Genomic DNA, 18,483 nt, shown 5'->3' with positions numbered 1-18,483 from the left:
GGCCGGGCCGGGCGCAGCGCTCCCGGTCAGTGCCGGACCGTTGCCGGTCCTGCTGCCGCCGCACCCGGCGCATCGCTGGTCGCCACGGTGACCGGCGGCTCGCCGGCGGCGGGCGTCGCCGGCAGCAGGTCCGCCACCCGTTCGGCAAGGCACTGGTAGCTGGCGTCGGTCATGTGGATCTTGTCGGCGACCAGCATGGTCGCAGGCGAGAACAGCCCCGTCTCGATCCAGTGACGCATCAGGGCGTAGCGCGGCAGGAACTCCACACCCGCGTCGGCAGCGGCCTGGTGAATCGTGGCCCGAGCCTGGCTGAGCGCCTCGGTCTCCGGCCGCTCGGGGAAGTATTGGGATTCCATCAGCACGAGCTCGGCACCGGCCGCCCGCACCTGGCGAATGCCGGCCTGGACGCCGGCATAGACCTCCTGGACGGCCTTCTTCTGGAAGGCGTCGTTGGTGCCGACTTGCCAGATCACCAGGTCGGGATGATGCGCCAGCACGTCGCGATCGAACCGGGCGAGGTTGCGGGCCACGGTCTCGCCGCCGATCCCGGCATTGATCACCTCGACCTTCGCCTGGGGGAAGCGCTCTCGCAGGATGCGGGCGAGCTGGGCCGGGTAGCTGTGCTCGCGACTGGTGGCACCGGTCCCGTAGGTGCTGGACGAGCCGATTGCGACGACCTTGAGCGAGCGGGTTGCAGCCAGCCGCGCCTGGGTGCGCTCGAGTGGGGCGAATGGGCCCCATATGCCAGAAGGCGCGTCGCAGGCAGCAGCCGGGGCGGGGGATGGCAGCCCGGCGAGGGCGAGCGTCATCAGGCTCAGAGCGAGCAACGATCTCATGGCATGTCGTTCCGAACGGAAAGGCCGGATATGGCCTCTCGCGGCAGGTCGGTATGATCGGTAAGCGGGACACGCCTGAGTTGCGAGCGCTATTTCGACCGTAGCGCGAGCGGCCTCCATCGACTGGGCCGATTGTGGCGCCGGTACCGCAGCCCCGGCGACGATGACCGCTTCCCTACCCTTCGTTAAGGGCAGGCATCTCAAGCCTTTGTGTGTGGAACTTCCGGCACCATATCCGCTTCTTGCAGCGGGCTTGGCGTTTCCGAGCATCCGAGGATTGGGCGTTTCCGGGTGGCCTAGGGTGCTTCCGCCTGCCTCTTCGGGTGGTCCGATTGCCAGGCGGTGACGGACCAAGGCGGGTGGCAATGCGGCGTCTCGAACTTCTGGACGGGCTGAGGGGCTACTTCCTCACCTTCATGATGTTGAACCACCTATACTTCACCGGTGGCCTGACGCTGGTGCACGTCAACCACGCCGAGCTGGGCTTCGTCGAGGACGCCCAGGGCTTCGTGTTCCTGTCCGGGCTGCTGATCGGGATGGTCTATGCGAGGCGCATGAGCCGCGACGGCTTTGCCCAGGGTGCTGCCCGGATCTGGCATCGTGCCGCCGAGCTGTATTTCTACGCGCTGTTCTGCCTGTTCGCGCTGCTGCTGGCGGTTCGGCTCCTGCCGGAGCTCCAGCCGATCTGGACCAACTGGATGGGCGAGCTGGCCCTGCCCGGCTGGGCTTCGACCCTGGCGGCGGTGACGCTGCTCCATCAGCCGACCTACATGGACATCCTTCCGCAATACATCGCCTACCTCCTGGTAGCGCCCCCGCTGGTCTACCTGGTGCTCAAGGGCCGCTGGGCGGTGGTGGCGGTCATGTCCGCCCTGTTCTGGATGGCGGTGCAGCTGGGCTTCCACCTGCCGGTGGCGGCCGCGGTGGACGGGCTGCTCGGCCGGATGGACGAGGGGCTGGCGATGCGCAACCATTTCAACGTGTTCGCCTGGCAGGTCGTGTTCATGGGCGGGCTGGTGCTGGGTGCGCTGACCAGTGCCCGCATGATCGAATGGCAGCAGGTGTTCCATCCCGAGCGGCGGGTGATCCTGACCGCGGCGCTCGCGTTCTTCCTGTTCTTCATGCTGTTCCGGCTGGGCTGGACGTTCGGGCTGATCCCGTCCCTGACCTGGGACCGGTTCGTGGCGATCACCAACCGCGGCGAGTTCAGCCTCGTCTATCTCCTGAACTTCCTGGCCACCGGCTACCTGCTGGCATGGACCATGATCGCCGGCCCGCGCGCCGCGGAAGCCTGGCTGCGCCGGATCGCCGAACTGCTCGCGCGGCTGTTCTCGCTGCCCTTCCTGCGGCTGATCGGGCGCCATTCGCTGCAGGTCTATGTGTTCCACGTGTTCGTGGTCTACCTGATGCTGGCGATCGACCGCAGCTTCGGCCCGTTCCCGGAGGTCGTGCGCACGGCCCTGACACTCCTCGCGATCGCCTCGCTGGCGATCCCAGCCTGGCTGCGCGAGACCGACCTGCGGGCTCTGCTGCGCCAGCCGATGGGGCTGCAGCGCTCGGCGCCGGCGGACTGACCCGCTCGCCCGGTGCAGCGCCATGTGGCCCCGGCCGACTTCGTCCGTGGCCCGCATAGGATTTGCATCTTGATTGCCGCCGTCCGGCGGGCCTACCCTGCGGCCATCTCCGCACCACTCGCAGAGGATCCGCAGGCATGGAACATGCAGGCCGTACTGCCCTTGTGACCGGTGCCACCGGTGGTCTGGGCGTCGCCCAGTCGCGCATGCTGGCCGAAGCCGGTGCGCGCGTGCTGATGCTCGACGTGAAGGGCGAGGCGGCGGTGGACGAGCTGCGCTCATCCCTGTCCGAGGGTGCGGGCGAGCTGGCCTGGGTCGCCTGCGACCTGGCTGACCCGCAGGCGACCAAGGAGCGGGCCGCGGCCCTGGACGCGCAATATGGCGGGATCGACATCGTGGTGAACAACGCCGCGATCAACCCGCTCAAGGCGATCGACGCCTATGATCTGGCCGAGTGGCAGCGGGTGCAGGACATCAATGCCACCGCCTGCGTGGCGATCGCCCAGGCGACCGTGCCGTCGATGAAGCGCAAGGGCTTCGGGCAGATCGTGAACATCACCACGGTGACGCTCAATGGCGGCTGGGAGGACTTCACCGCCTATGTCGGCTCCAAGGGCACGCTGCTGGGCCTGACCCGTTCCATGGCGCGCGAGCTCGGCAAGTTCGGCATCCGGGTGAACTGCATCAGCCCCGGTGCCATCCCTACGCCTCTGGAACAGGAGGTGTGGGCGGACCAGATCGATAGCTATGTGAAGTTTCTGATCGACCACCAGGCGCTGAAGTACCGCGGCAGCGCGGACGACATCGCCCACGCGCTGATGTTCCTGATCTCCGATCGGGCCCGGTTCGTGACCGGCCACAACCTCTCGGTGGATGGCGGGTGGTGGATGCACTGATGAAGGACCCATGGAACCCGACCCTGCGAATCTGATCGACCAGTCCCGTACCTATGGCGCGCGCGGGGTCCATGGCCGCGTCGTCGAGCATATCGGCAACCGTATCGTGGGCGGCGAGCTGGCCGAGGGCGAGATGCTGCCCAAGGAGGCGGAGCTGATGGCCGAGCTGCAGGCCTCGCGCACCACGATCCGCGAGGCGATCAAGGTGCTCGCGGCCAAGGGCCTGGTGGAAACCCGCCAGAAGCGCGGCACGCTGGTCCGGCCGAAGTCGGACTGGAACCTGCTCGATCCGGACGTGCTCGCCTGGCTCGTGGCGGGCGATCCGGACCCGGAGATCACCCGGCTGATGATCGAGCTGCGCCGGCTGATCGAGCCGGGTGCGGCGCGCATGGCCGCAGCGCGCCACGACAAGGCGCAGCTCACCGCATTGGCCGCCGCGCTCGATGACATGCGGACCACCGATGTCGGCTGCTACTATGCCGCCGACCGGGCGTTCCACCGCGCCCTGTTCGCCGCCACCGGCAATCCCTTCATCGACCGGCTAGGCTCGATCGTCGACGCAGTGCTGGCGGTGAGCTTCGGCCTGCAGAGCCGCTCGCTGATCCCGGCCGAGCAGGGCTTTGCCCTCCATGCCAGGGTCTATGAGCGCATCGCCGCGCGTGACGCGGCAGGGGCGGGACAGGCGATGCTGAGCATCATCAACGACTCCCAGGCCGCCCTCGACCGGTCGATCGAGGCGATGGGCAGGCTCGCCGCCTGACGGCCAAGCGGATCTTCGCTCCGGCAGGTCGAGCTGCTTCCAGACTTCCGTCAGTGCCGCGACCAATCGGTCCATCAGCCGGTCGTCGTGCAGCGGGCTCGGGGTCAGCCGGAGCCGTTCGGTGCCGCGGGGCACGGTCGGGTAGTTGATCGGCTGCACATAGATGCCGTGGCATTCCAGCAGGAGGTCGGACAGGAGCCGGCACCGGACCGGGTCGCCGACCAGCAGCGGCACGATGTGCGATGGCGACGGCATGACCGGCAGGCCGGCGTCTTGCAGCCGTGACTTCAGGGTGGCGGCCCGCTCCTGGTGGCGGGCGCGCAGCGCCTGGCCCTCCGGGCCACGCAGGATCTCCAGCGCCGCCAGGGCTGCCGCCACGGTCGCCGGCGGCAGCGAGGTGGTGAAGATGAAGCCCGGGGCGTGGCTGCGCAGCGCGTCGATCAGGGCGGCCGGCCCCGCGACATAGCCGCCGGCAGTACCCAGCGCCTTGCCGAGCGTGCCCTGGATCACGTCGACCTGGTCCGCGAGCCCGTCCCGCTCCGCGATGCCGCCACCCTGCGCGCCATACATGCCCACCGCATGGACTTCATCCAGGTAGGTGAGGGCGCCGTGCCGCCTGGCGATGGCGCAGATCTCCGCGATCTTCCCGAAATCGCCGTCCATGGAATAGACGCCCTCGAAGGCGACGAGCTTGGCGCGGCCCGCCGGCTGTGCCGCCAGGAGCCGCTCCAGATGGGCGGGGTCGTTGTGCCGGAAGATCTGCTTCTCGCAGCCCGACGCCCGGATGCCGGCGATCATCGAGGCATGGTTGTCGGCATCGGAGAGGATCAGGCAGTCCGGCAGGAGCTGGGCGATGGTGCTGATTGCGGTCTCGTTGGCGACATAGCCGGAGGTCATCAGCAAGGCGGCGGGCTTGCCGTGCAGCTCGGCCAGAGCGCGCTCCAGCCGGACATGGAGATGGGTGGTGCCCGAGATGTTGCGCGTGCCGCCGGCACCGGCGCCATGGGCACGCAGCGCGGCACATCCCGCGTCCAGCACGGCCGGATGATGGCCCATGCCCAGATAGTCGTTGGAGCACCAGATCACCACGTCGCGCGGACCTGCGGCGGTCCGCATCCGGGCGCGGGGATAGGCGCCGACCTCGCGGGCCAGGTTGGCGAACACCCGGTAGCGGCCCTCGGCGCGCACGCGCTGAACGGCCGCACGGAACCATGCGTCGTAATCCATGATCGTCCTCGGGAAGCAGGGGTGCCTGGGCGATACCTGCCTTGTGAAGGCAGCAGGGCCCCGGCCGGCTGTCGGTCCGACCGGGGCCCTCGTCAGTCGCCTGACCGGTCCGGGAAGCTCAGAGAGCTGCCAGGAAGTTGGTCAGGTCGGTCTTCTCCTGCTTGGTCAGGCCCATGCTGAACCGCTTGTTGTAGAAGTTGACCGTGTCGGCGATCGTGTTGGCTGAGCCGTCATGGAAGTACGGCGCGTGGGAGGCGAGGCCGCGCAGGGTCGGCACCGAGAACTTGCCGATGTCCGCGCACCTGCCGGTGACCAGGCCCATGCCGGGGTCATTGACCAGCACGGTCTTGTTGTCCGGGAAGAAGGGCGGCTTCTCGCCGGTGCAGGTGATCTTGAAGACCGGCAGGTCACTCCGCAGCGGGTTGCCCCGCCGGCTGGCGAAGTCTCCGGCCGTACCGATGTTGCGCTGGCTCGCCTGGATGATGTCCGAGCCGCCGGCGACGCCATTGTGGCAGGTGGCGCAAGTGGAGCCCGGCACCGGATCCGTTGGTGCGCCAGGGAAGGCGTCGTTGAAGCCGGCGACTTCTCCGAGGGTGAACTTGCCCCGGTCATTGGGAGCAGTACCGTTGAACAGTGCCTGTCCCCGCGCAATCGACTGCTGGTGCTTGGACTTTGACGATGCCCAGCCGTCGAACTCGTCGAATGGCAGCTTGGCGACTGGCGGATTCTGGCTCAGGTCGAGGAAGATGACTCCTTCTTGCTCCACGCTGGTCTTCAGGTGCTGCGGGCCGCCCGTTGCACCGCCCTTGTCGAGCGGTCCGGCCTTCTTGTCGCGAATCTGCGCGGCAAAGAAGCCGACTTCATACTCGACGATCTTCTTGATTTCGTCGGAGTCGACGGTGAGGGTTCCCTGACCTCCCTGGGAGGTGGGCCGGTTGTCACGCTGCGCATGGCCGAGCGTGGCGCTCAGCGCCTGGGAGAACAGGGTCGGCTCGCGCCCATCCCACATGATGTTGCCGCTCAGGCCGCCAGGCGGGCCGAGAGCCAGGAACTCGGTCTTGAAGTCGAGCGCCATGCCTATCAGCGGACGACGGTACATCGAGTAGATCGGGATCGTCCCGCCGGACCCATTGGCGCCGTCATTGCCGTCCGAGGTGCTGGCATGCGGGTTGCCGGGCGTGTTGCAGCCGTACGGATCCTTGACGACCTCGATCTTGAAGTCGCGGCTCGTGGTGGCCGGCATGAAGATCCGGAACAGCCCGTCGTTCAGAAGCAGCGAACGGGCCTTGCGCGAGTCGCTGCCGCGTCCGCGACGGCCACCGTAGAACCGCGACGCCCTGGTTTCGGAAGCCGGAACCAAGGTTGGGCAGTTGGCACCATCCACCGGCGCGAAGATCGGGTCCCTCACGCCGAACCGGTTGAACCGCGCACGGATGTCCGAGACGCTGACGCTCATCGCCTGTGACGGCTGGTGACACGTGCCGCAGCTCCGGCCGTTGCTGCCCAGCGACTTGAAGAACGGGTGCTCGCCAGCACCGGCCGTTCTCGCGGCACCGGTGCGGCTGATGAAGCCGAGCGTGCCGTCTGAATTCGACTCGGTGCCCTTGGCCGGCACCGTGACCGGCAGCGTCTCGTTGCCGATGATCGCCGGCAACGGGGCGCCCAGCGCCGCACGATAGGTCGGGGGAAAATATTTTGGCGCCCGATTTGGAATGGCCGAGGCCGGGACCTCCTGTGCCTGGCTGGCCAGGGACAGGCAGCACAGGCTGGCGGCTGCCAGCAACAGGCGGCAAAGATTATGTCCGACGACAGAACGTGTATTTGATTTCCGCACGACACCAGCCCTCCCTATGGACAGGGATGAAGTACTTTCTGGTAAATTTTGGAAGATGGTCGAGTTAATCCGTAGACTGTCCAGAAGCGATCAGTCGAACGGAGTCACGAGTTCTGCTTATCGACGACCGTAGCGCGATCCGTCGTGTTCGATTGTAGAACTACTCCAATGATTAGCATACGGTGCAACCGTGGCAACATCAAATTTGTTGCACCAGGATAAGACCGACGTCAGGTGGATCACCATATCCTGATGAATGGACTACAATATTGACGGAGCGGTCAATATAAGCTGCAAGTATACGCAGTAAATCGGGGCTGACTTCTTGCGTGTGTTGTGGCGCGAGGCGGTGGTGGTTGTGCAACCCGCTGGAGCACGCCAAAATCGTGTTCTAGTATATGAATCTACTACCTGGATGAGCGGAACCCGCAACCGATGGCCGTCGCGGATGCCCGGCGGCTTGCCCGCGGGCGGGCAAAAATCCAGATCAGTGGCTGAAAACCTAGGGAGGGCGAGCATGGCCAAGCATCCGTCGGCATGGTTTCTAATCGGCCTGGCAATGACATGGGCTTCAACTGCCGCGGCCGAGCCGGTCGACCTGGAACTGGTGCTGGCGGCGGACGGGTCGGGCTCGATCGATGACGGCGAGATGCGTCTGCAGCGCGAAGGCTATGCCGCTGCCCTGACCGATCCGGAGCTGGTGTCCGCCATGACTGCCGGGGCGCACGGCCGGGTGGCGCTCATGTATTTCGAGTGGGGCGGTGCCAATTCGCAGGTCGTGATCGCCGATTGGGCAGTGATCGACGGACCGGACAGTGCTGCGCGCTTTGCCGACACGCTGCGCACCACGCCGCGCGGCGCGTTCGGCTGGAACTCGATCTCCAATGCGATCGACTTCGGCCGGCGTGCCATGGCCGGGAACAGCTATGACGGCATCCGCAAGGTGATCGACGTCTCGGCCGACAGCGGCAATTATGGCGGGCTGCCGCTGCCGCTGGCCCGGGAGGCGGCGCTGGCGGAGGACATCACCATCAACGGGCTGGCGGTCCTGTGCCGGACCTGCGACGGCCGCCCGGCACGCGCCGATCTGGAAGGCTATTTCGCCAGCCAGGTGATCGGCGGGTTCGGCGCCTTCGTCGTGACTGTGGACCAGACCACCAGCTTTGCCGAGGCGGTGCGGCGCAAGCTGCTGCTGGAGATCGCTGGCCTGCCTCAGTCGGTCGCGGCGGCGCGCTGAGCGGCTGGTTCGGCCGTCAGCAGTGCCTCGACCTCGGCCAGGTCCATGCCGGCCGGGACGATCAGCCACTCGCTTGGCGCGCTCGAGCGGATCATCACCACGCCCCACCTGGGGCAGATGTCGAGGCAGCCGATCTCGACCACGCCCAGGTGCGCCTTGCGCCCCTTGGCAGGGCTGCCGTCCCTGGCCAGATGCCGGCGCAGCGCCTTGGCCAGGTGCTGGTCGCCATCCGGGCCGAAGCCGCCCTTCAGGCACCTGGAGCATTTGCGGCAGATCAGCGCCACGCCCTCCCACCGGGACGCGACCTTGCGCAGCTTGCGCCCGCTCATCGGGGCGATCTCACGCGGAGGCGGTGCTGCGGCGCGGATCGAACAGCTCGAGCGGCCTGGGCGCGGCGTCGACCGGTTCGCCCTCTGCCAGCCGGGTCAGGAAGGCGATCACGCGCGGCACCAGTTCCGGGTCGTAGGGCTTGCGGAGCAGGCCCATAGCCACGTCCACATGGGCCCGGGCACGCTCCGCGCAGGCACTGGTGAACAGGAGCGGGATCTCGTAGCGGCGGTGCAGGTGGCGCGCGATCTCCGTGCCGTCGCCGCCGTCCGCCAGCTCGATGTCGACCAGCGCCAGGTCAGGCGTCCTGGCTTCGGCGAGCCGCAGCGCCTCCTCGGCCACGCCGGTCGGGCCCAGCACGTCGTGGCCCTCCTTGCGCAGCGCCATCTCGACGGCCAAGGCGGTCAGCCCATCATCTTCGGCAATGAGGATAACCACCAGACGATCCTCGTTCCAAGCTCGCGTTGCCGTGCCATTCCCAGCTGCCGGCGATGATAGCGAACCTTCGCAGGATGAGCGGGTTCCCCAAAATGCTTGCCAAGCCCCGGCCCGGGTTCTACAGTAGGTTGATTACTTCAACCCCGGCCGTTGGGAGGGTCTGCATGATAGTGATGCGATTGCTCGTCCCCGACGGGTCGAGCCGCTAGGTTCGATTCAGCCGCCATTTGCGGCGCGCATTCGCCTCCCACGAGATAATCCGGTGGATCCTGCTCCTGACGGGGCGGGAATGATCCGGATGCGACCATCCCCCTGGGACGTGAGGGGTCATGTCCGCGTGGCCCGCTCGCTCCTTCGGAACTCTCCCATGACTGCTATGCTCGGTCGCGCGAATCCGGTTCGCGCGGTTCTGCTGTTCGTATATGGCCACTGGCGGCGGCAGGGCTGGCGGGCTTGGCTGGTGGCGCTCGCCATGATCGCCGCGACGCTGACCGAGATCCTGGTGCCGCTGTTCGCAGGGCAACTGGTGGACGCGGTGTCGGCCAATGTCGGTCTCCCGGCATCGGACATCCTGCGACAGGCGATCCTGCCTTTCGTGGCGATCGTGCTGCTGGGCCTGGCCGGGCTGGCATTGCGCACCGGCGCCATCTTCGTGGTGGTGAAGCTCACCCTGGGCGTGATGAGCGGCATCGGCCAGGATGCGTTCTTCCGGATCCAGCGGCTGTCGAGCGACTGGCATGCCAACCATTTCGCCGGCTCGACCGTCCGCAAGGTCAGCCGTGGCATGAACGCCATCGATTCCCTGCACGACACCCTGCTGATCGCACTCCTGCCCTCGGTGATGGTGCTGCTGGGCTCGGCGGTGCTGCTGGGCTGGCGCTGGCCGGCCATGGGCTTGGTGGTGGCCGGCAGTGCGATAGGCTACCTGGCGCTCACCGCCGTCCTGTCGCTGTGCTGGGTGGCGCCGGCAGCCCGGCTGGCGAATAGTTGGGATTCGCGAATGGGTGGTGCCCTTGCCGATGCGATCGGCAGCAATGCCGTGGTCAAGGCCTTCGGCGCCGAGGCGCGCGAGGATGCCAGGCTGGCAGCGCTGGTCGGGCGGTGGCGGCAGCGTACCCGGCGGTTCTGGCTGCGCGGCACGGTCAGCGAGGCGGCGCAGGGCCTGGCGCTGCAGGTGATGCGCGCGCTCGTGATCGGCATGGTGCTCTGGTTCTGGTGGCACGGCCGTGCGACACCGGGCGATGTCGCTTATGTGCTGACCATGTTCTTCGTCGTGCAGGGCTACCTGCGTGACGTGGGCTATCACGTCCACGCGCTGCAGCGGGCGGTGAACGAGATGGAGGAGGTGGTGGCGATCCACGACCAGCCCATGGAGATCGAGGATCGTCCGGATGCCCGACCCTTGCGGATCACGCGGGGCGAGATCCGCTTCGAGAATGTCGACTTCCACTATGGCCGGCACCTGGCGCCGCTGTACCGGGGCCTGTCGGTGACGATCCCTGCCGGCGAGCGGGTCGGCCTGGTCGGGCGCTCGGGCTCGGGCAAGACCACCTTCGTCAAGCTCATCCAGCGGCTCTATGAGCCGGCGGATGGCCGGATCCTGATCGACGGCCAGGAGATCGACCGGCTGACCCAGGCATCGCTGCGCGCGCAGATCGCGGTGGTGCAGCAGGAGCCGATCCTGTTCCACCGCTCGCTGTTCGAGAACATCGCCTATGCCCGCTGGGAGGCCGGGGTCCCGATCGGGCTCGACGAGGTGCGGGCGGCGGCGGCCCTGGCCAATGCCGACGAGTTCATCATGCGGCTGCCCAAGGGCTATGCCACCACGGTGGGCGAGCGCGGCGTCAAGCTGTCCGGCGGCGAGCGCCAGCGTGTGGCGCTCGCCCGCGCCTTCTTCGCCGATGCGCCGATCCTGATCCTGGACGAGGCGACCTCGAGCCTCGATTCTGAATCGGAGGCGCTGGTGCAGGATGCGATGGAACGGCTGATGGAGGGCCGGACCGCGATCATCATCGCCCACCGCCTGTCCACCGTGCGCGCCGTGGACCGGATTCTGGTGTTCGAGGGCGGCCGGATCGTCGAGGACGGCAGCCACGACGAGCTGATGCAGCGCAAGGACGGGATCTACCGCCGCCTGTTCGAGCGGCAGGCGGAAGGACTGATCGAAGAAGGCGCCGCTTGAACACCGAACAACCCCACTCAGATCAGACATATTGATGGAGAAGACGACATGACTGCCGACAAGAATGCCACCCCCGGCATCACGGTCACGACGCTGGATCACCTCCGCCTGACCGGCGTGGTCGAGGCGTTCGAGCGCCGGGGCCAGGGCGAACTGGTGGAAGCGCTGGCCGAGGAGCTGGACCGTGCCGAGATCGTGGCGCCGGAAGCGGCACCGGCGGATCTCGTGACCATGCATTCCCGCTGCCGCTTCGCGTCGAGCAGCGGCGAGGAGCGGGAAGTGACCCTGGTCTATCCGGGCGAAGAGGACGTCGAACAGGGCCGGATCTCGATCGTCACCCCGGTCGGCAGCGCCCTGCTGGGCCTGCGCGTGGGCCAGTCGATCAGCTTTGCCGGTGCGGACGGGCACAGCCGCGCGCTGACGCTCAAGGCCGTGACCTGGCAGCCCGAGGCGGAGGGCGTGGACGTCGGCAAGCCCGGGCGAAGCTGAGTCGAGCCGCCCGGCAGCACCGGTGCCGTGGATCGGGTTGTCCTGAAAGATCGAAAGCGCCTAAGCTCGACCGCCCACAAGACGATGGGCGGCCGAGCTTGGGCCAGCACGAAGATCAGGGAACGCCCATCCATGAACCGGATCGCCACTCTTCTTGCCGCGTCGGCATGTGCAGTTCTGGCCAACGGCGCACATGCCGCCGACAAGACCTTCGCCCTCGTGCCCAAGAACATGAACAACCCGTTCTTCGACCAAGCGCGCGACGGCTGCCAGAAGGCGGCCGAGGAGATCGGCGGGATCGAGTGCTATTACATCGGGCCGGGCGAGCATGGCGGCGGCGACGAGCAGTTCCAGGTCGTCCAGGACCTGATCGCGCGCGGCGTCGACGGCATCGCCGTGTCGGTCGCCAATGCGCCGGCGATCGCCAAGGCGGCGCAGGCGGCCAAGGATGCGGGCATCCCGTTCGTCACCTGGGACAGCGACCTGCTCGACCAGGACCAGGCACTGCGCTCGACCTATATCGGCACGGTCAACACCGAGATCGGCAAGGAACTGGCCAAGCGGCTGATGGCGCTCAAGCCCGAGGGCGGTACCTACTGCATCCAGAGCGGCGGTCCGGCAGCGGTCAACATGAACGAGCGGATGCAGGGGATGACCGAGACCCTGCCGGCCGACAAGTGGACGCAGGTCGCCGGCTGCCCGCTCTACAACAACGACGACTTCCCGCTCTCGATCGTCCAGATGACCGACATCCTGGCCAAATATCCCGACCTGGATGCGATGCTGAACGCCGGGGGCGCGCCGCAGATGCTGCCCGAGGCCTACCGGCAGCTCACCAGCCAGTACCAGGACCGGATCGAGTTCGGTGATCTCGTCCTGCTGTTCGTCGAGACCATGGACGTGCAGATGCAGTTCCTGAAGGAGGGGCTGAGCCACGGCCAGGTCGGCCAGCGCCCTTACGAGATGGGCTATCGTGCCATGTACGTGCTGAACGACCTGGTGAACGGCAAGCCGGTGGACGATCCGATCACGGTGGGGCTGGACGTCTGCACCAGGGAGACGATCGACAGCTGCAAGACCAGGTAGCCCCAGACCTGCCGGGTTGACCCGACCACTCCCTGCGCTATCCGCTCCACGCGGGCAGCTCGAGGGAAAGCGGGTGGAATACGATTATGTGATCGCAGGCGGCGGGTCGTCCGCCTGCGTGGCGGCGACCCGACTGGTCCAGGAGCACGGCGCCAGGGTGCTGCTGATCGAGCGCGGCCCGGCCAGCTATGCCCGGCTGATGCGCATGCCCGCTGGCTACATGAAGTATCTGTGGCGCGAGGACTTCCTCGAGATGCACCACACGGCACCCCAACCGCAACTGGGCGGCCGCGGTCCAATCGTGCCGCAGGCGCGGGTGCTGGGCGGCGGCAGCTCGGTCAACGCCATGGTCTACATGCGCGGCCAGCGCGAGGACTATGACGGCTGGGAGGAGTATCTGGGGAAGGGCTCGGGCTGGTCCTATGTGGACCTGCTCCCGCACTTCAAGGCGCTGGAGAAGAACGCCAACTTCAACGACGCGTATCACGGCATCCATGGCCGGCTGCTGGTCTCCGATCCGGGCCAGCTCTGCGACACCACCCGGCGCTACATCCTGGCGGCCCAGGGTGCCGGCATCCCCTACAACCGCGACTTCAACGGCGCCACCCAGGCGGGCGTGGGCGTCATGCAGCACACCATGGGCATCGCGCCGAACGGCAGGATGGAGCGCTGCGACGCGGTCACCGCCTTCCTGTCCCAGGTGATGGGCGACGAGCGGCTGACGGTGATCACCGATGCCACGGTCACCCGGGTCCTGTTCGACGGCCCGCGGGCTGTAGGCGTCGAGTATCTGCGAGGCGGTTCAAGGTACCAGGCCCATGCCGCGCGCGAGGTGCTGGTCGCGGCCGGAACCTACAACACCGCCAAGCTCCTGATGCTGTCCGGGCTGGGCCCGGCGGACCATCTCCGCGAGCATGGCATTGCGGTCCAGGCGGACCTGCCGGGGGTCGGCCAGAACCTGCAGGACCATCACGAGGTCCCGGTGATAGCACTCAGCCGGCAGCCGGGCGGCTACCATGGCGAGGACCATGGCTGGCGGATGGTCCGCAACGGCCTGCAATACCTGCTGTTCGGCACCGGCCCGGTGACCACGACCGGGATCGAATCCTGCCTGTTCTACGACCCCGACGGTGGCGAGCGGCCGACCATCCAGCTCTATTGCGGCCCGATCGTCCATGTCGACCGGGACATCTCCGACGTGGAGGACGGGGACGGCATCACCATCGCCTCCTGCCTGCTCCGGCCCAAGGCGCGCGGCACGGTCCGGCTGCGCTCGGCCGACCCGCACGACCAGCCCAGGGTGAATGCGAACTTCTTCGGCCATCCCGACGACCTGCGCCTGACGCTCGCCTCGATGCGCTTTGCCCGCACCCTGCTGGCAACCGAGCCGCTCGCGTCCAACATCGCCCGCGAGATCCTGCCGGGTGCGGACAAGCTGAGCGACGAGGAACTGACGGCATTCGCTGGTAAGACGGTCAAGACCAACTTCCATCCGGTCGGCACAGCCCGGATGGGCCCGGACCACGACCCGATGGCGGTGCTGGACGCGCGGCTGCGGGTGCGCGGCGTCGAGGCGCTGCGCGTCATCGACTGCGCCTCGATTCCGTTCATCCCGTCCGCCAACACCAACGCGATCGCCCTGACCCTCGGGCACAAGGCGGCCGCCCTGATCATGGCGGACGAGGCGGGCCAGGAATCGGTGCAGCAGGAGGCGGTCGCCGCCTGAACTCGCTCGTGCCGCCATCCGATGTCGGATGGCGGCGCTGCTGGCTCATGCAGGGGCGATGCCCCGGATCAGGCGCCTTCCACCGCGATCGCCTCGAACACCGCGGCGCCCAGCCGGAAGCTGCGCGCTTCCTGATACTGGGCTGAGGCGAAGAACGCCTTCAGCCGGTCCATCGAGGGAAACTCGATGACCACGATCCGCCGCGCCTCCGCCGGCCCTTCCAGGGCCTCGACGGTACCGCCGCGCACCAAAAAGCGGCCGTCGAATGCCGCCACGGCGTCCGGGGTGCGCGCGGTGTAGCCCCGGTAGGCGTCAGCGTCGGTGACCTCGACCCGCGCAATCAGGTAGGCCTTGCTCATTTGACTGCTCCGAAGGTCAGTCCACGAACCAGGTGACGCTGCATGGCCCAGCCCAGCAGCACGATCGGGCCGATCGCCAGCATCGAGGCACCCGACATCTTGGCCCAGAACATGCCTTCCGCCGCCTTGAAGCTGGCGATGAACACGGTGAGGGGTGCGGCGTTCGAGGCGGTGAGCTGCAGGCTCCAGAAGCTCTCGTTCCAGGCCAGGATCGTGCAGAGCAGGGCGGTGGACGCGATGCCGGGGATGGCAGCGGGCAGGAGGATGAAGCGCAGCTCCTCCACGATGCCGGCGCCATCGACCCTGGCGGCCTCCAGGATCTCGTTAGGGATCTCCTTGAAGTAGGTATAGAGCATCCACACGGCGAGCGGCAGGTTCATCAGGAAGAAGATCAGGACCAGGCCCATGATGTGGTCGAGCAGGCCCGCCGCCTGGAAGATCAGGTAGATGGGAATGATCACGCCGACCGCCGGCATCATCTTGGTCGAGATCATCCAGAGCAGGGTCCCGTTGGTGCGCTTGCTCGGGAAGAACGACATCTGGTAGGCGGCCGGGATGGCGAAGAGCAGGCACAACAGCGTCGAGCCCAGCGCCGCGATGATCGAGTTGGTGACGAACTTCGAGTAGGAGCCGCGCGCAAAGACCTCGTTCAGGGACGACAGGGTCGGCTCGAAGAACAGGATCGGCGGCATGGAGAAGGCGTCGATCTCGGTCTTGAACGCGGTGATGATCATCCAGAGGATCGGGAAGAACATCAGGAAGGCCAGTCCGTGGCCCAGTACGGCGTGGCCCAGATGGGAGCGCTTCATCCGAACTTCTCCGGGTTCTGCATGTTGCGGGCCACCAGGCGGATCAGGAAGATCGCGACGATGTTCGCCAGGATCACGGCGAACAGGCCACCCGCCGAGGCGGAGCCGACGTTCCACTCCAAAAAGGCGCGGGTGTAGATGATGTAGCTGAGCGTGGTGGTGGCCTGGCCGGGGCCGCCGCCTGTGGTGGTAAAGATCTCGGCGAAGATCGACAGGAAGAAAATGCTTTCGATCATCACGACCGCGGTGATGGCGCGCGACAGATGCGGCAGGATGATCTTGAAGAACATCTGGACCGCGTTGGCGCCGTCCAGCCAGGCGGCCTCCTTCTGCTCCTCCGGCATGGACTGCAAGGAGGTCAGGAACACCAGCATCGCGAACGGCGTCCATTGCCAGGCGATGATGATGACGATCGCGGTCATCGGCCAGTTCTGGAACCAGTCGACCACCGGCAGGCCGATCGTGCCGAGGATCCAGGAGAGCAGCCCGTAGACCGGGTGCATCAGCATGTTCTTCCAGACCAGGGCTGCCACCACCGGCATGACGAAGAACGGGGCGAGCGCCATCAGCCGGGCGATGCTGCGGCCGGGGAAGTCCTTCTCCAGCACCAGCGCCAGGATGATGCCCAGCACGACCGTGACGATCAGCGAGGCACCCACCAGAATGAGCGTCTTGCCCATCGCCCCCCAGAACATCGGGTCGTTCAGGAGCAGGGAGAAGTTGCGGAAGCCGGCAAAGCCGAACCGCTCGGGATAGAGCACGTTGTAACGGTGGAAGGCGTAGTAGATCGTCATCGCCAGCGGGACGATCATCCACACGAGCAGCACGCCCACTGCCGGTGCGATCAGCGCCAGCATGGTCCAGCGCTGCCTGGACCATGCTTTCTTGGCCAGGCCACGCCCGGCCACCGCCGTCCCGCCCTGGCCCTGCAGACTAGCTGCCATGGTTTTTTGTGATCCTTCCGCCGTTGCAAACGCGGCGGGGCGGCCGCGGATGCACCCCTTGGTGGAGGTGCATCCAGGCGGCCGCCCCGACCTTCGAAGAGAAGCTGCGGCTCAGTAGTAGCCGGCTTCCTGCATGATCCGGTCGGCTGCGGCCTGGGCATTGTCCAGCGCCTGCTCGACCGTGGTCTGGCCGGCGACCGCACCGGCGATGGCGCGACCGAGCTCGGTGCCGATCGCCTGGAACTCGGGGATCGGCGCGTACTGGATGCCGACATAAGGCACCGGCTTCGCGGTGGGGTCGGTCGGATCCGCCGTGTTCATCGCGTCCAGGGTCGGCTGGGTGAACGGCAGCTTGATGTATTCCGGCTCCGCATAGGTGCTCTTGCGGGTGCCGGGCGGCACGGCGGCCCAGCCGTTCTCGGTGGCGACCTTCTGGATGTATTCCTTGCTGGTCGCCCAGTAGATGAAGTCCTTCGCCGCTTCGGCGTTCTGCGAGGTGGCCGGGATCGCCAGCGACCAGGCCCACAGCCAGTGGTTGCCCTTCGGCACCGGGCCGACCGGCGCGTTGGTGAAGGCCACCGTGTCGACGACCTTGGACTCGTCCTTGTTGAACATGTAGCCGGCGGCCGAGGTGGCATCCATCCACATGGCGCAGTTGCCGCCGGCGAACAGCGTGCGGTTCTCGAGATGGCCGTTGCCGGTGACGCCGGGCGGGCCATAGTTGTTGACCAGGTCGACATAGAAGCCGACCGCGGTCTTCCACTCCTCGGAGTTCAGCTCCGGCTTCCACTCCTCGTCGAAGTAGCGGGCGCCGAACGTGTTGCCCATGGTCGAGATGATGGCCATGTTCTCGCCCCAGCCCGGCAGGCCGCGCAGGCAGATGCCGTACTGCTTGTTGGCCGGGTCATGGAGCTTGGCCGCCCATTCCTTGACCTGCTCCCAGGTCGGCTGCTCCGGCATCTCGATGCCGGCCGCCTCGAACAGGTCCTTGCGGTACATGGTGAAGCTGCTCTCGCCGTAGAACGGCATGGCGAAGAGCTTGTCGTCGACGCTCAGGCCCGCCCGCACCAGCGGGAACACGTCCTCGATGTCGTAGTCCGCCGGCACGTCGTCGAACGGCACCAGCCAGCCGAGCTTGCCCCAGATCGGAACCTCGTAGGTGCCGATGGTCAGGATGTCGTAGGCGCCGGCCTTGGTCGCGATATCGGTGGTGACCTTGGCGCGCAGCTCGTTCTCCGGCAGCACCACCCAGTCGAGCTTCACGTCGGGGTTGGCGGCCGTGTACTCGGCCGACAGACGCTGCATCGTGATCATGTCGGGATTGTTGACCGTCGCGATCGTGAGGCGCGTTTCCTGCGCAAAGGCACTGGTGCCCATCAAGGCGACAGCCAAAGCTGCGCCGATCATTCCGAGTTTCATCGCTCACCTCCCAAGTATTGGGCGCCCGCGGCGCCAGCCGTGGATCGTTTCAAACTTGAGCGCTTCTGGCGGCCACCTTTCTACAAAGAGCCGGCGGTCGGATCAACCGCCATGGCTCCTCTGGCGGCCAGCCCTAGCCGCGCTTGACGATGTAGATGCCGATGAGGACGGTCAGGATCGTGCAGACCCAGAGCGGGATGGCCTGCTCCAGGAAGCGCATCCACAGGAGATGCAGGAAGATCCCGAACACGACCCCGATGAAGCCGCGGTCGAACGCGTTGGTCTTGATCGGCAGGAAGCCGTCGCGCGCGCTCACTTCGTGGACGACCGGATGGTCCAT

The 18,483-nt window shown here is 66.9% G+C and carries 17 protein-coding genes and 1 pseudogene; 8 read left to right on the top strand and 10 right to left on the bottom strand.

Annotated features, from left to right (window positions below; translation table 11 throughout):
* Positions 1-26: 26 nt before the first annotated feature.
* Positions 27-836, bottom strand: a complete 810-nt coding sequence (locus HLA95_RS16475) for an SGNH/GDSL hydrolase family protein (protein ID WP_222183874.1) — start codon at positions 834-836, stop codon at positions 27-29.
* 365 nt (positions 837-1,201) lie between these two features.
* Here HLA95_RS16475 and HLA95_RS16470 point away from each other — a divergent pair, with 365 nt between their 5' ends.
* From HLA95_RS16470 to HLA95_RS16460, 3 genes are all read left to right on the top strand, one after another.
* Entirely contained in the window at positions 1,202-2,410 is a 1,209-nt protein-coding gene (locus HLA95_RS16470) for an OpgC family protein (RefSeq protein ID WP_191061101.1), read from the top strand.
* 137 nt (positions 2,411-2,547) lie between these two features.
* On the top strand, positions 2,548-3,306 hold the full coding sequence (locus HLA95_RS16465) for an SDR family NAD(P)-dependent oxidoreductase (protein ID WP_191061100.1): 759 nt from the start codon (positions 2,548-2,550) through the stop codon (positions 3,304-3,306).
* A 10-nt stretch (positions 3,307-3,316) separates the two neighbouring features.
* Positions 3,317-4,066: a FadR/GntR family transcriptional regulator gene (locus tag HLA95_RS16460; RefSeq protein WP_191061099.1), complete on the top strand. Its 750-nt coding sequence runs from the start codon at positions 3,317-3,319 to the stop codon at positions 4,064-4,066.
* 33 nt (positions 4,067-4,099) lie between these two features.
* Here the strand turns inward: HLA95_RS16460 and hemA are convergent.
* Together hemA and HLA95_RS16450 are read right to left on the bottom strand one after the other, a co-directional pair.
* Positions 4,100-5,293: pseudogene (hemA, locus tag HLA95_RS16455) on the bottom strand (5-aminolevulinate synthase); the annotation flags it as partial.
* A gap of 118 nt (positions 5,294-5,411) precedes the next feature.
* Positions 5,412-6,947, bottom strand: a complete 1,536-nt coding sequence (locus HLA95_RS16450) for a hypothetical protein (protein WP_222183872.1) — start codon at positions 6,945-6,947, stop codon at positions 5,412-5,414.
* Between the two features lie 697 nt (positions 6,948-7,644).
* Between HLA95_RS16450 and HLA95_RS16445 the strand changes: the two genes are divergently transcribed.
* The gene (locus HLA95_RS16445; RefSeq protein WP_191058526.1) at positions 7,645-8,364 is read left to right on the top strand and encodes a DUF1194 domain-containing protein; all 720 of its coding nucleotides are present in this window, start codon (positions 7,645-7,647) and stop codon (positions 8,362-8,364) included.
* Here HLA95_RS16445 and HLA95_RS16440 read toward each other — a convergent pair.
* Together HLA95_RS16440 and HLA95_RS16435 are read right to left on the bottom strand one after the other, a co-directional pair.
* Complete coding sequence (locus HLA95_RS16440; RefSeq protein WP_191058525.1) at positions 8,340-8,693, bottom strand: (2Fe-2S) ferredoxin domain-containing protein; 354 nt, start codon at positions 8,691-8,693, stop codon at positions 8,340-8,342. The genes HLA95_RS16445 and HLA95_RS16440 overlap by 25 nt on opposite strands.
* Positions 8,694-8,703: 10 nt before the next feature.
* Positions 8,704-9,129 carry a response regulator gene (locus tag HLA95_RS16435; protein ID WP_191058524.1) on the bottom strand — a complete coding sequence of 142 codons (426 nt, stop codon included), beginning with the start codon at positions 9,127-9,129 and terminating at the stop codon, positions 8,704-8,706.
* Positions 9,130-9,496: 367 nt separating this feature from the next.
* Here HLA95_RS16435 and HLA95_RS16430 point away from each other — a divergent pair, with 367 nt between their 5' ends.
* From HLA95_RS16430 to HLA95_RS16415, 4 genes are all read left to right on the top strand, one after another.
* Positions 9,497-11,311 (top strand): ABC transporter ATP-binding protein, encoded by a 1,815-nt coding sequence (locus HLA95_RS16430; RefSeq protein WP_191058523.1) that lies wholly within the window; start codon positions 9,497-9,499, stop codon positions 11,309-11,311.
* A gap of 48 nt (positions 11,312-11,359) precedes the next feature.
* On the top strand, positions 11,360-11,800 hold the full coding sequence (gene rnk, locus HLA95_RS16425) for a nucleoside diphosphate kinase regulator (protein WP_191058522.1): 441 nt from the start codon (positions 11,360-11,362) through the stop codon (positions 11,798-11,800).
* Between the two features lie 132 nt (positions 11,801-11,932).
* Positions 11,933-12,886 carry a substrate-binding domain-containing protein gene (locus HLA95_RS16420; protein ID WP_191058521.1) on the top strand — a complete coding sequence of 318 codons (954 nt, stop codon included), beginning with the start codon at positions 11,933-11,935 and terminating at the stop codon, positions 12,884-12,886.
* A 73-nt stretch (positions 12,887-12,959) separates the two neighbouring features.
* A complete protein-coding gene (locus HLA95_RS16415) occupies positions 12,960-14,612 on the top strand; it encodes a GMC family oxidoreductase (protein ID WP_191058520.1) in 1,653 nt (550 codons plus the stop codon).
* 68 nt (positions 14,613-14,680) lie between these two features.
* Here HLA95_RS16415 and HLA95_RS16410 read toward each other — a convergent pair whose 3' ends face one another.
* From HLA95_RS16410 to HLA95_RS16390, 5 genes are all read right to left on the bottom strand, one after another.
* Entirely contained in the window at positions 14,681-14,971 is a 291-nt protein-coding gene (locus HLA95_RS16410; protein ID WP_191058519.1) for a DUF1330 domain-containing protein, read from the bottom strand.
* Complete coding sequence (locus tag HLA95_RS16405; RefSeq protein WP_191058518.1) at positions 14,968-15,780, bottom strand: carbohydrate ABC transporter permease; 813 nt, start codon at positions 15,778-15,780, stop codon at positions 14,968-14,970. The genes HLA95_RS16410 and HLA95_RS16405 overlap by 4 nt, the downstream gene beginning before the upstream one ends.
* Positions 15,777-16,724: a carbohydrate ABC transporter permease gene (locus HLA95_RS16400; RefSeq protein ID WP_223861408.1), complete on the bottom strand. Its 948-nt coding sequence runs from the start codon at positions 16,722-16,724 to the stop codon at positions 15,777-15,779. The genes HLA95_RS16405 and HLA95_RS16400 overlap by 4 nt, the downstream gene beginning before the upstream one ends.
* Positions 16,725-16,835: 111 nt before the next feature.
* Entirely contained in the window at positions 16,836-18,143 is a 1,308-nt protein-coding gene (locus HLA95_RS16395; protein ID WP_222183870.1) for an ABC transporter substrate-binding protein, read from the bottom strand.
* Positions 18,144-18,276: 133 nt separating this feature from the next.
* Positions 18,277-18,483, bottom strand: coding sequence for a DUF2160 family membrane protein (locus HLA95_RS16390; protein ID WP_191060446.1), 207 nt, complete (start codon positions 18,481-18,483; stop codon positions 18,277-18,279).

The sequence above is a fragment of the Geminicoccus harenae genome (assembly GCF_019800005.1).
In the GTDB taxonomy this organism is placed as follows: domain Bacteria; phylum Pseudomonadota; class Alphaproteobacteria; order Geminicoccales; family Geminicoccaceae; genus Geminicoccus; species Geminicoccus harenae.
The sequence above is the reverse complement of the archived record's forward strand: the minus strand, read 5'-3'. Positions and strand labels throughout refer to the sequence as shown.